Annotated in this window: 10 protein-coding genes and 1 pseudogene; 3 read left to right on the plus strand and 8 right to left on the minus strand. The window is 56.2% G+C overall.

The annotated features are described in order from the left end of the window. Positions 1–148: 148 nt before the first annotated feature. Positions 149–2500 carry a helix-turn-helix domain-containing protein gene (locus NNL35_RS18625; protein WP_050979378.1) on the minus strand — a complete coding sequence of 784 codons (2352 nt, stop codon included), beginning with the start codon at positions 2498–2500 and terminating at the stop codon, positions 149–151. A gap of 143 nt (positions 2501–2643) precedes the next feature. Here NNL35_RS18625 and NNL35_RS18630 point away from each other — a divergent pair, with 143 nt between their 5' ends. Next, positions 2644–4719 carry a class I SAM-dependent methyltransferase gene (locus NNL35_RS18630; RefSeq protein WP_006675887.1) on the plus strand — a complete coding sequence of 692 codons (2076 nt, stop codon included), beginning with the start codon at positions 2644–2646 and terminating at the stop codon, positions 4717–4719. Positions 4720–4900: 181 nt separating this feature from the next. Here NNL35_RS18630 and NNL35_RS18635 read toward each other — a convergent pair whose 3' ends face one another. Next, complete coding sequence (locus tag NNL35_RS18635) at positions 4901–5773, minus strand: SDR family oxidoreductase (protein ID WP_006675886.1); 873 nt, start codon at positions 5771–5773, stop codon at positions 4901–4903. A 154-nt stretch (positions 5774–5927) separates the two neighbouring features. Here NNL35_RS18635 and NNL35_RS18640 point away from each other — a divergent pair. Then, a pseudogene (locus tag NNL35_RS18640) lies at positions 5928–6888 on the plus strand (helix-turn-helix transcriptional regulator). A 107-nt stretch (positions 6889–6995) separates the two neighbouring features. Continuing rightward, positions 6996–7514 carry a DUF1572 family protein gene (locus NNL35_RS18645; protein WP_420798524.1) on the plus strand — a complete coding sequence of 173 codons (519 nt, stop codon included), beginning with the start codon at positions 6996–6998 and terminating at the stop codon, positions 7512–7514. 119 nt (positions 7515–7633) lie between these two features. Here NNL35_RS18645 and NNL35_RS18650 read toward each other — a convergent pair whose 3' ends face one another. The 6 genes from NNL35_RS18650 to NNL35_RS18675 all read right to left on the minus strand — a co-directional run bounded on the left by NNL35_RS18650 (position 7634) and on the right by NNL35_RS18675 (position 13237). Further along, positions 7634–8713 (minus strand): undecaprenyldiphospho-muramoylpentapeptide beta-N-acetylglucosaminyltransferase, encoded by a 1080-nt coding sequence (locus NNL35_RS18650; protein ID WP_006675883.1) that lies wholly within the window; start codon positions 8711–8713, stop codon positions 7634–7636. Between the two features lie 265 nt (positions 8714–8978). Continuing rightward, on the minus strand, positions 8979–10049 hold the full coding sequence (locus NNL35_RS18655; RefSeq protein ID WP_254553643.1) for a sensor histidine kinase: 1071 nt from the start codon (positions 10047–10049) through the stop codon (positions 8979–8981). Next, a complete protein-coding gene (locus NNL35_RS18660; RefSeq protein ID WP_006675881.1) occupies positions 10039–10728 on the minus strand; it encodes a response regulator transcription factor in 690 nt (229 codons plus the stop codon). The genes NNL35_RS18655 and NNL35_RS18660 overlap by 11 nt, the downstream gene beginning before the upstream one ends. 291 nt (positions 10729–11019) lie before the next feature. Continuing rightward, the gene (locus NNL35_RS18665; RefSeq protein ID WP_006675880.1) at positions 11020–11487 is read right to left on the minus strand and encodes an NUDIX domain-containing protein; all 468 of its coding nucleotides are present in this window, start codon (positions 11485–11487) and stop codon (positions 11020–11022) included. Between the two features lie 143 nt (positions 11488–11630). Continuing rightward, a complete protein-coding gene (hisC, locus tag NNL35_RS18670; protein ID WP_006675879.1) occupies positions 11631–12695 on the minus strand; it encodes a histidinol-phosphate transaminase in 1065 nt (354 codons plus the stop codon). A gap of 170 nt (positions 12696–12865) precedes the next feature. Beyond that, complete coding sequence (locus NNL35_RS18675) at positions 12866–13237, minus strand: hypothetical protein (protein ID WP_006675878.1); 372 nt, start codon at positions 13235–13237, stop codon at positions 12866–12868. Between the last annotated feature and the right edge of the window lie 160 nt (positions 13238–13397).

Genomic DNA, 13397 nt, shown 5'->3' on the forward strand with positions numbered 1-13397 from the left:
ATGACCTCCCATCGAATGTGGTATTCCATTTCGGTGATTGGCGAAAGCCTGCTTCCACTATAGCGATCCGTTCAGCGGCCTGTAAGTAAACGTTTTCAAGATTGATTAACGGATGGTATGATTGCCGGTATACCGTTGTTAAGATCGGTTAACCGTTCTTCCGATCGTCTTGTCCGGCCAGCATCTCGCGGTATTTGCCGGGCGTGACGCCCTCGTGTTTTTTGAAGAAGCGCAGGAAGCCGACGTCGCTCGCATAGCCGACCCGCTGCGCGATATCCGAGATCGTCAGCCGGCTGTCCGTCAGCAATTGCTTTGCTTCCTCGACCCGCAGCTTGGCGATATATTCGGTGATGTTGCGTCCACCGTATTTTTTGAAGAAAGCGGAGATGTATGGCGAGGTCATCTCGAACTCATCCGCCATCGCGTTCAGGCTGAAGTTCGGATCCCGGTAATTCGCCTCGATGTATACCGTCATCTTGCGGAGCAGCCGTTCATGATAATCGCTGCGTTCTCTCCATATGTACTGGCAGAGCGTGTCATACTGACGCATAATCCGCTCCTGCATCTCCTCCCCGGCTACGGGCCGTGTGGTCAATCCCACCGGGTCGATCGGCGCGCCGAACACCTCCCGATCATCGACTTGAATGCTGTTCGTGATTTTCATTAACGTCGTTAACAACTCAATCGTCAAGCAGCGAATCCGATCCGGAGTCACCTGCTCCCGCTGCCAATTCAGCTCGAAAATATGCTGCAGCAGCTTCGCCGTCTGTTCCGCGTCACCGCTCTTGACGACGTTCATCAGCTGGATCTCCGTTTCAATCGGATAGTGATAGTGCGGAGCTTGTCCCGCGTCAATCTGTTCATACACCATCGTCGATTCCGTCCCGTGCACAATCCGGTAATCGAGTGCCATCAGCGCCTCACTGTAGGCGGCCGCGATCCGATCGATCCCGAAGTGAATCGAGCTGACGCCGCAAACGATGGACAGCTTGAAGCGAAGCTGCGCCGTCTCCTTCAGCGGCAGCAGCAGATCGTCCCGGATCGCGCTGACGGAGGCTGACGATTCCGGCACATTCAACAGCACGGCCAGCCGATCGCGCTCCAGCTCGACGATATAGCCCCGCCTCTGCAACAGCTCATGTCCCAGGTTCGTCAGCACGAACCGGACCAGCCCCCATTCGCGTTCGGTATCCCCCTGGATGAATTGCGAGCAATCGGCGACATCGATCAGAATAACGCCGAAGTAGTCGTGATCAAGCCGGATATCCATGAAGTGGAGCGTCTCGCTCATCCCGTGAGACAAGTCGACATGGCCGCGAATGAGGCGCGACAGGAAATTCGCTCGCAGCACGGGCGCTTGCTCGGATAATGTATGCCGCAGCTTATCCTCTTCCTCCAAGGTCCGGATGACCGATTGCTTGATCAGATCGAATTCATCCCGGTACGTCTCCGCAGATGACCGTTCCCGCTGCGCTAACACCTTCACCACGCTCTTGATCGGCTGATAGGAGCGGTAGGCCATCGCATAGGAGCCGCCGATCCCCGCCGCGAGGCAGCCCACCAGAAGGATCAGCGCCCAGCGCTTGATGATGAGGACCTCCTGCAGGACCACCTTTTTCGGAATGACCGAGACATATTCCCAGCCGTTGCCTCCCTTGACGCGCGACAATATCATCGGCTGCCCGTCGATGCGCATCTCGTTATAGCCGCTATCCTGCTGCAGATGATGCTGAATGGCGGAGGCCGTATCGCCGTGAACCGTCGACATCAGCACCTCCTGCTTTTCGTTCAGGATCATAAGCGAGCCGTCATTGACGCCTTCGATCTGCGTCAGCATCGCCCTGAGCTGCTGCTCGTCGATCTGAACGATCAATTGGCCTTTTATATCCGAGACATACTCATAAGGAAGAGATTGCACGAAGGTGATCATGTTGGATTGGACATTCTCCCGCCTGACGGATTCGGAAGGCAAATACTGCTTCGGATGGAGTCCCGTCAGCAACTGATGGCGGACCCATTCGCCGCTGCGGGCGGTGTAGATGGCGATGCGCGAGAAATAGAGGGAAGCATCTGTCTTCATCTCGGGGGTTAGAATCATATCGCTCCCTTGAAAATAGACCGCAAAATCATGGATAAAGCTGCTGATGTTTTTGTATTTATTCAACTCCTTCAAGGCGTCAATCACCTTCAATTGCTTCTCCAGCCCTTCGCTGCCGGCATTGTTCAGCAGCCACCTGACCTTGGGATTGAATGCCACCTGGGCCGTCAACTGCTCCACTTCCTTCAATCTGGAATCCGTAATCTGATTGAGCTGCTTCAGGAGGCCGATGTTCGTCCTGATCGCGTGATTGATCATAATCTCCTCCGTGCGGTAGTAAAAAACGCCTGCCACCGTCACCGGCAGCAGCAGGATAGCCAGGTACGACAGAAGCAGGGTCAAAAAAACGCTCCTCCTCGTCATGCTCCCCCTCCAGGCGCGAATGCTCCAGCGATCCTTCATCTCTGTTCCCCCTTCCCTCTTCTTCAATAATGCGACTCGCACTATAATCATTTATCTTAGTGGATGAAAAGAAGATGCGCCATTTTCAATATGGTAAAATAACAGATACTTATCGCATCAATCCAAAGAAATGAGTGAAGGCCATGCTGACATCATTAGAACACATCCGCATTTACAGGGAAGGACGCGGCGATCCGGCGCTGCTCGCGGACAATCGCTGGCTGCAATATATCGTTACGGCCGAGGAGCGCATCGTCAATCTGGAGCGGATCCAGTCGCTGCAGCAGCTGGCGAACTCCAATCCGGTGCTGGATTACGTGGAGCGTACCTTGCAGGTGCTGGATGGGCTGCCGCTGTCGTTCTGGATTAAGGAGACGATCGAAGAGGTATTGAAATGGTCGGAGACGGCCAAGGGCGGGAGCGTTCGGCAACGGATCGCCTGGCAGGAGCAGGGCATCTCCTTGTTCGCCCATAATATAGGCTCGGCGCAGCTGTACGGGCAGCACACGCGGAATCAGCGGCAGGAACGCGTGCTGCTCACCCATACGCTCATACTTACGCATGGCCTTATCGGCCAATATTTGCGCGGCGAGGTTCCGCTGGCGGAGAATGCGCCGCTCTATCATCTCATCGAGCGAGGCATCGTCTCGGCCCAGGAAATGCGTGATCTGCTCCTGCCGCTGAACCAGTGCATTATCGGGGCGGTATCCCCGGAGCTGTGGAATGCGCTGAAGGCCGATACCGAGCTCGTCATCGACCAGATTGTGAGCGGTCGCTTCGCCGAAGGGTTCACCCTTCCTGATCGCATCCGCCGGCTGCGGGCGATGTCCGGGCGGCGCGGCGAGAATACCGAAGCGGAGCTGGACAAGCTGGCGGAGCAGCCGCGGGCGCTGGAATCGCTCCAGGCGTTGGAGCCGAAGACGCTTTGGTATGTGGAAGCCGCGCTCCATGAGTGTACGTTCGAGGAATTCGTGAAGATTTTCCTATTGGCGCTGGCAGCGCCGGAGATGGGACCCCACATCCGGCATATCAGCTTCGAGCGCCTGATGAATGGGATGTATTATGATTACCGGGGCCGGAAGCATTTGAACGTCTATAAAAAGCGGATGATCGAGCAGGCGCTTCGCGCCTTGACCTACGACGGCATTGCGAACGGAGCGAAGCCGGACAGCCCGCATCTGGACTTGCGCATCGAACGGGCGGACGGGATGGCCGACAGCGTCTACGTGAACTTCGTCTTCTCCCCAGCCGCGGAGAAGCTGATTGAGTTCTGCATCGAGGCCGAGAAGACCCCCCTCTACGAACGGGCCATTCTGATGCTGTTCGATCTGTTCGAATTGCGGCGCGACGCCTATGACCGCTTCCATAACGAGGAGGCGTATCTGTCCGATATGAACGGGTCGGCCGATTATAAGCAGGTCATCCTCGACTACGTGACGGGCTCGCGCGTCATCGATATCGGGCCCGGCGGCGGCGTGATGCTTGACCTGCTCGAAGAACGGCTGCCGGAAGTGGAAGCGATCGGCATCGACATTTCCCAAAATGTCATAGAGGCTCTGGAACGGAAGAAGCAATTGGAGAACCGGCGCTGGCGGGTCATGAAGGGCGATGCCCTCGATTTGAAGCAGTACGTTGCTCCGCAGAGCATCGATACGGTGATCTTCTCTTCGATTCTGCATGAGCTGTATTCTTATATTGAATATGAAGGACAGCGGTTCAATCCGAAGACGGTCGCCGCCGCCCTGCGCAGCGCATTCGATGTGCTCTCTCCAGGCGGACGCATCATCATTCGCGACGGCATTATGAGCGAGCCGGAAGAGCAGATGCGGATGATCCGCTTCCGGAACGCGGACGGCATGCCGTGGCTGGAGCGGTACGCCAAAGACTTTGCCGGGCGGCCCATCTCGTTCGAGCGCCTGTCCCCATTCGAGGCGAAGCTGCCGATTAATGACGCGATGGAATTTCTGTACACCTACACCTGGGGACCCGAAGCATACGTCCACGAGGTGCAGGAGCAGTTCGGCTATTTCACGCCGACGCAGTATGCGGAGTTCATTCAGAGCACCCTGGGCGAGCGGGCGGCGATCCTCCGCTGCGATCATTATTTGCAGGACGGGTATGCCGAGGCGCTGGCGCCGAAAATCAGCTTGTTCAATGAACTTGGGGAGCCTGCACGCCTGCCGGACAGCACCTGCTTGATTGTGATTGAGAAGAAGTAGCGCGCCAACCAGCTCATTCTCGGCTACGGGCATTTGGCGAAGGCGGAGATCCGGGAAGGAATCAAACGGCTGCAGCGAGCGTTAGCCGAACTTCCACGGCGGTTCTCCGGCCGGGAGAAGCCGTGAACCGGGATGTTCCGGTTCCCGGTTCTTCTCCCCGCCAGGCTTGAAGCACGGCCGCTTACCCGATGCCCTGCTCCTTGGCATAATTGCCCCAGTGCGGACGGCTTCCGTCTCCATCGGTGAACGGGTACCGCTCCGACAGCCCCCATGTGCTGAGGCTCTTGCCCGACAGGTCGAGCTTGTCCGGATCGGCTGCCAGCGCCGCAATCGCCCGGCCGATATAGACCGGCGTCTCCGACATCAGGAAATGCGGCTCCTTCTTCCCTGCCTCTCTCCAATTCTCCTCCGTCACGCCGAAATGATCCAGCATCTCCTCGGAACGAAGGAAGCCCGGCGTAACCGCGACGGCGGTTACCCCATGCGGACGCAGATCCTCCGCCATCGCGGCGGCGAGATGAATGGCGGATATTTTGGCCAGACTGTAATACAGATTGCCGCGGTAACGATAATCGATGCCATCCGTAATCTCGATGATAATGCCCTGCCGCCGGGCCACCATGAGCGGCGCGCCGTAATAGCTCGTCATCATATGGGAATGGACGGCCTGCTGCTGCATCCGCAGCCCGTTGGCCAGCGAATGCTCCCAGAAGGCGGCTCCCCACTGGGTCAGCGACTCGCCTCCCCATACGTCGTTCACCAATATATCCAGCTGACCGTTCTGCTCGGCCCGAATCCGCTCGAACAGCGCCTTCACTTCCTCCTCGACCGTATGATCGACACGTACCGGAATGCCCTGGCCTCCATGCGCCGTCACCAGCTCCGCCGTCTCCTCGATCGTCTCGCTCCGGCCCATGTCGGACTGACGGCCGCGAACCGAACGGCCCGTGCAGTATACGGTGGCTCCAGCCTCTCCCAGCATCGTGGAGATTCCTCTGCCTGCTCCCCGCGTCGCTCCCGCTACGACGGCCACCTTGCCATCCAATGGCTTCATTCCTCATCATCCTCTCTGAATTCTTGACTACGAACCTAGTGTACCCGACCCAATATGACATCTATTGTCATATTGATATGATATGATGAGATTTGATGAGCCACTGCAAATGAACGGAGATAGAAATAGATTACACGGGAAAGAGGATGATAGGATGCGCGCGGATCGGCTGTTATCCATCGTGCTGCTGCTGCAGAATTATGGCAAATTGACATCGAAGGAGTTGGCCCGGAGGCTGGAGGTATCCGAGCGGACTATCATGCGCGACATGGATGCCCTCAGCGCCGCCGGCATTCCGGTGTACGCGGATCGCGGATCGAACGGCGGCTGGATGCTGGCAGAGGGATACCGCACGACATTGACGGGGATGAAGGCGACGGAGCTTCTGTCGCTGCTGCTGATCCCGTCCTCCCTGCTCGATGATCTCGGCCTTCGGGAAGAGGGAGACAGCGCCCTGCGGAAGCTGCTCGCCTCCACGACCGCCGAGCAGCGGCGGGACGCGGAATTTGCCCGGGAGCGCCTCCATATCGACGGGGCAGGTTGGCATGAGTCGACGAAGGACTCGTCGCCCTGTCTGCCCCTGCTGCAGGAGGCCGTCTGGGAAGAGCGGGCGGTTCGTGGAATATGAACGCGAGGATGGCGTCGTGACCCGGACGCTTCACCCGCTCGGGCTCGTGGCAAAGCGGAATGTGTGGTATCTCGTCGCGGAGACCGGCGAAGCCTCGCTGCGCACGTACCGCTTGTCGCGGCTGCGGCATGCCGAGCTGCTGGACGAGACCTTCGCGCGCCCCGCCGGCTTCGACCTCGCCTCCTACTGGGCGCAATCGACGGCCCAGTTCACCGCGAGCCTGCCGCGCTACCCGGCGCGTATACGGCTGCGCGACGATGTGTTGGCGCGCTTGTCCCAGGACCGGTACGTCCGTGTCGGTCCGGTCCGGGCCGCAGGCGGCGGATGGTCCGAGGCCGAGGTCGAATTCCATACGCTGGAATCGGCCGCCGAGACGATTCTCCGCTTCGGGCCGCGGATGGTGGCCATTGCGCCGGCCGAGCTGCGCGCCGCGGTCATCGCGGAAGCGAAGGCGCTGCTGGCGCAATACGGCGAGGAGCAGGTCTGAGGCCGCACTGCGAACGCGGCCTGTTCCTTTTTTTCTTCCAGGGTATAGGTTGCCGTGTTATTTATATGTATACTGTTATCAATTCCTTTGCCGGAGGTGCATATATCATGCCGCAAGATTCGAAGGTGAGCGTAGCTCAACATTATTTGCGGGTCGTCATTGACAAATTCACGAGCCTGAAAGCGGATGCCGAGCGGGCGATGGCTCAGCTTCAGGAGCAGGATCTCCATTGGGCAATGAACGAGGACTCGAATAGCGTCGCCGTTATCATCCAGCATATGAGCGGCAATATGATTTCCCGCTGGACCGACTTCCTGACAAGCGACGGGGAGAAGCCGGATCGCAACCGCGACGATGAGTTCATCGATTCGATTCGTTCCAAAGACGATCTGCTGCGGGTATGGAATCGAGGCTGGGACGTATTTCTGAATACGCTTCGCTCCCTGACCGCGGACGATCTGTTGGCGACGGTCACAATCCGGAACGAAGCTCATACCGTTCTCGAAGCGATCGAGCGCCAGATGTCGCATTATTCATATCATGTCGGCCAGATTGTCTACGTCGCGAAGCAGATTCGCTCCGAGGAATGGAGCACATTATCGATTCCCCGCAAAAGCAAAAAATAAGGCTCCGCCACAGGTCAGGTCTGTCATAAGCAGGCCTGCCCTTATCTATGGGCGTGCTCCCGTCTTAAGCTGCTTTCCGGCGGCGTCCCTGATAGAGGAGATTCCCTCCCCTCTACCCTCTACCGCTTGGCATATCGCTCGATCATGTCCGCCAGCTTCTCCGTCGTGCCGATCGCATCGCCTGAGCGCGAATCCATCCGCTGCACGTACTCCTCCCGCTTCTCTCCCAGCCTGTGAATCATGTGCAGGAAGGCGTCCGACGACACGTCCGCATCATCCAGCACCTCGGCGAACCCTCTGTCCGCGAACGATCTGGCGTTCAGGATCTGATCCCCGCGGCTGGACCCCTTCGGCAGCGGAATCAGCAGCATCGGCTTGCGCAGCGACAGCAATTCAAAGATCGCGTTCGATCCGGCCCGCGAGATGACGATGTCGGACATTGCCATCAGATGGGGCAGCTCGTCTTGGACGAATTCGAATTGCTTATATCCGGGAAGCTGCAGAGCTTCTTCCACCTGGCCTGCGCCGCAAATATGCACGATCCGGAAGGTGTCGAGCAGAGAACGCAGGTTGGCCCGGATCGCCTGGTTGATGCTTTTGGCGCCCAAGCTACCGCCGATGACAAGCAGGACCTTCTTCCCTGCCGGGAATCCGCAATGCAGCCGCCCCTTGGCGGCATTGCCCAGCCGCAGCTCCTCGCGGACGATTGCGCCGACGTATTCCGCTTTCCCGCTGCGGATATGCTGAAGCGTCTCAGGGAACGTCGCACAGATCCGGGTTGCGAACGGAGTGGCGATACGGTTCGCCAAGCCGGGCGTCATATCCGACTCGTGGATGACGGCCGGCACCCGCCGCATCCATCCGGCCGCGACGACCGGCACGGACACGAATCCTCCCTTGGAGAAAATGATCCGGGGCCCAATGCGCCTCAATAACGCATAGGCTTGGCCACAACCTTTTAAGACCTTGAACGGATCCTTCACATTGTTCCAATCCGCATAGCGCCTCAGCTTCCCGGTCGCGATCCCGTGATACTCCACTTCAGGGAAGGACGACATGATCTTCCTCTCGATTCCTTCGTACGACCCGATATAGTGAATATCCCAATTCCGCTCCAGCAGCTTCGGAATCAAGGCGGCATTGACGGTAACGTGACCTGCCGAGCCTCCTCCGGTTAATACTATCTTTTTATTCTTCATCAGCTACCCCCATCCCGCACCCCGTTGTCCAATCATCATGATACCCTGCTGACAGGCGTCGGACATGCGAATTCCCTTCCGATATGGATAGGATGGAATGTCCGCCAGCCATCGCGAAGATAATAGTTTACATAATATTATTTATGAAAACTTCATATCCCGCTCTCACTGGAAGCATTTCGCATAACGAGGAACATAGCGGTTTGACATCCTGTGTATTTGCCTTATTGTATTCTACCGTTTCCCGGATGGGCAATAAAACAGGTTACGGCTTCGGCAGCCGTACCGTAAAGGTGAAGTGTCCATGCTCATGCCGAAGCGTGATCGTGCCGCCATGCAGCTCGACGATGTTCTTCGCAATGGACAGTCCCAGACCGGATCCGGATTGAATCGCATGCGCCGTGCGGGAATCATCGGCCTTGTAGAAGCGTTCAAACAGATGCTTCTCCTGCTCCGCCGTAATCGGCTTGCCCTCGTTCTCGATCGCAACCCTCAGATGGCCGTTCCCGGATTGGAACGAAACATAGATATCGCCCGGCTTGATCGAAAATTTCAAGGCATTCAGCAGCAGATTGTCGAGGGCCCGGATGATCTTCTCGCTATCCACCTGAACCAGGGCAGGCGCCGGTTCAAGCTGCCAATGCATGTGCACCCCATACTCCTGGGCAATCGGCTCGAATTCCACGAGGAGCTGCTCCAGCAGCTCCCGCAGATCGACCGGCTCCTTCTGGAGCTTCGCATCGGTTGAAGTCAGGCGCGTATACTCGAACAAATCGTCGATCAAATATTTCAGATGAATCGCCTTCTTGTACGTATTGTGAATGAATCGCTCCTGCTCCTCCGTGTCTTGATACGATTTGCTCGTCAATAGATCCAGGTACCCGATAATGCTCGTTAACGGCGTCCGCAGATCATGGGAAATCCCCGTAATCAGCGCCATTTTCGCTTGCTCCTGCTCCCGTTCATTCGCTTGCTGCAGCATCAGCGCCTCCGCCATCGCATTGATGCTGTCCGCTACTCTGCCCAGCTCATCCTCCCGCTCCGCGGGCACCCGGTAAGTAAGATCGCCCTGAGAGATGACATGGAGCCCCTCGGCCAGCGTCATCACATCGTGAACAATCGGCCGGGTGAAGTAGAAGAACAGCGCCGTGAAGAGGCCCGCAAATATAAAGATGTCGAGCACGGCAATATACGGCGCGATCGGATAATGATTTTTAATGTGGTTAAATAAAATCATAATCAGCACCGTCAACAATAAGCTGAGCACGAACCGCCACAATATCGCGCCCCGGATACTTTTGCGGATATGGAATAGAGTCACGAGTTTATTTATCAATTTTATATCCTACTCCCCAGACGGTCTTAATATATTGCGGGCTGCGCGGGTTCAGCTCAAGCTTTTCGCGCAGATTGCGGATATGCACCATAACCGTGTTGTCCGAATACCCTGCGGGCTCCTTCCATACGCGCTCATAGATGCGATCGGCATGGAACACCTGGCCGCGATGCTTCGCCAGCAGCTCCAGGATCGAGAATTCAATCGGTGTCAAGCTGACCGCGCGCTCTCGTACCGTAACCTCGTGTTGAACCCGATCGATGACGAGTTCGCCGACGCGAATTATCTCCTCGTTCGGCGCCTGAGATTCCGCGTACTTCTGGCGGCGCAGCTGGGCCTTCACCCGGGCCATCAGCTCCAGCGGATTGAATGGCTTCGCCACATAATCATCGGCTCCGGTCGTCAGTCCGTTGATTTTGTCGATATCCTCTTCCTTGGCGGACAGCATAATAATCGGAACACTTGAAGTTTCTCTTATTTTCATACAGGTCCGAATCCCGTCCATATTCGGCATCATCACGTCCAGAATAACGACGTTAACCGGTTCGCTATTCAATCGTTCGAGCGCTTCCAGGCCGTCGGAAGCTTCACGAACTTGATAACCTTCATTGCGTAAATATACATGGATGACATCCCGAATCTCCGGGTCGTCATCCACGACTAATATGGTCGCCGTCATGCCTTACCCCATCCTTATGCTTTAGAATGAACATCACGCTTCACAATACGAATACGATCCAGATAACCTCCAGCCCATAGGACAGATCGAGTGCCATGCTCCTCCCTATCCCCCTCTTTCCTTCCTTATCTTATCGCAAAAAATTGAAGTTCTCCCCGCGGAAAAACTAAAAAAATTCTAAAGACGCCCGATAGGAAGGATCATGCGTTCTCCATTTGCTTGTGGCACGGGCCATCTCCTTCCGGATCAAAAAAGCCATCCCGCATACACGCTTGGATGGCCAAAAAATCCTTATTTTCGAAGCAGAACGCTCTTCTTCAGCAGCAAGTCCTCGAAGACAGGCCGCTGAACGGTGCTGATCTGCGAGGTATCGATCTGCTCCAGACGCTTGAATTCCAGCGCCGCCGATTCCCCCGCCTCGTCCCGAAAGCGCAGCGTCTTGCCGTCTTTCTCCAGCTTCCCTTCCAGATTCACTGCCGCATGGAACAGGAACATGACGAACACGACTTCATTGCCGTCCGGGTATGTATAATGCATCCGTTCGCCGCTGTATATCGAGTACAGTTCATACTGCTCGACAACAAGCCCCGTCTCTTCATAGACTTCCCGAATCATGGTGTCCTCGATCGCTTCTCCCGGCTCCATGCCGCCCCCGGGCAGCCCCCAGTTGCCGTAATCCGATCGCTTCTGCAGCAGCACTCTGCCGGCACGATCGCGGATGATCGCTCCCGCGGTCACGATGATTTTGCTTTTTGCCACATTTTCCACCCTTTATCTTTGTATATTTCGGCGTTGCGCAGCGCATGCGGCAAGCCGTTGCATATCGATGCCTGCAAGCGCTCCGCCCTGTCGGCATCAAACCGCGCCTATGAATTAATCGCATTTATGATTAATGTCATTAATTATATTATACCGCCTATTTTCCTCACCGCATCGACAAATTGCTTCATTTCTTCATCCGTTCCGATCGATACTCTCAAATAGTTGTCGATTCTGGGCTGAGCGAAGTAACGGACCAATATGCCCTGCTCGCGCAGCTCCTCGAACAGCCGCTTCGCCGGAATCGCCGGATGGGTCATCATGACGAAGTTCGCCTTCGATTCGATAACGGAGCACCCTAGTTCTTCGAGCTGCTTGACCGTCCACTCCCGCGTCCGGATGACGTTCCGGCAAGTCTCCTGGAAGTAGTCCTCATCCTCCAGCGCCGCCGCCGCGCCCGCGAGCGCCATCCGGTCCAGCGTATAGGAGTTGAACGAATTTTTGACGCGTTCCAGCCCTTCGATCAAGTCTTCCTGTCCGAAAGCCATGCCTACCCGCATGCCGGCCAGCGACCGCGACTTGGACAGCGTCTGAATGACAAGCAGATTCGGATAGTCATCGATAAGCTTCAGGGCGGATTCCCCGCCGAAATCAATATAGGCTTCATCGAGAATGACTACGTGTTCCGCATGCTCCTCCAGCAGCGGGCGGAAGGAATCGACCGGAACGTATTTTCCTGTCGGCGCATTCGGATTCGGGATGACAACTCCCGCGCATTCCGGATGAAATGCATCCAGCCGCACATGAAACTCTTCATCCAGGGCGATCGTCTCATACGGCAAGCCATATAAATTCGCATAGACTTTATAGAAACTGTATGTAACATCCGGGAACAGAACCGGTGCTCCCGGCGTAAAAAATGCGGCGAATGAGAAAGCGAGTATTTCATCGGAGCCATTGCCGATGAACACTTGCCGCTCGCTTCGTCCGAACCGTCTTGCCGCGGCCTGCCTCAGCTCCTGGCATGCCGGATCCGGATACAGGCGCAGATCCGCCTGAACCGCCTGTTGGATGGCAGCCAGCACACGGGGAGATGGAGGATACGGATTCTCGTTCGTATTCAGTTTGATATAGGTTTTATCCTTAGGCTGCTCCCCAGGCACATAGGGGACAAGCCGCTTTGTCAGGTCGCTCCAATATTTGCTCATGTTCTTCTCTCTCTCCTTTACTGAGCGTATCTTCCCGCGATGGAATCACAGACACCGTGATAAGAGCCGATCTCCATCTGTGAACGTATTTAGTTAACATCATTAAATAAATGTGCCGCAGCCCATCTTCCTTGGAAAACAGGTGCCAAGTGAATCCAAAACGGCTCGAATCAACGTCCCTCCCGCCCGGAGTCATGCGAATACGTCTCTTCCTGAATCGACGATCGGCCCGGATCCAGCAAAGTGAGGAACTGTTCATAGAGCAGGTCCAGTTCCGGATCCCGATACAGAGACCCCGCCGCATCCCGGTAGGCTTGTTCGCTTGGAAAGATCTGAATCTCTATCCATAGGCCGGGCTCATCGGAGCTGGGAGCATAATGCAGCGTATAATCAAGATGTGCCCGATATACAGCGTCGGCACGCGCCATGAGCTGATGATAGGCCTGCGTCCGGGACGCTTGGATGTAGTAGCGGAATATTTTGTAATACAGAGTTATCCCTCCCGCGTCCGCATTGTTGATTCGAGATCGGACGTATTCCAAAAATGACGCTCGAGCATGTTTTCGCCTTCTCCACTTTTTCCTTGTCTTCATCATAGAATAGTAAACGTCTGTCTGCAATCCCGTATTCTGAGTCAATGGCAGCAGTGCGGACGGAGCAGGCAGACGCACAAAGCCAGAGAGCCTTACGCCCTCTGGCTTA

The organism is Paenibacillus dendritiformis (assembly GCF_945605565.1).
In the GTDB taxonomy this organism is placed as follows: domain Bacteria; phylum Bacillota; class Bacilli; order Paenibacillales; family Paenibacillaceae; genus Paenibacillus_B; species Paenibacillus_B dendritiformis_A.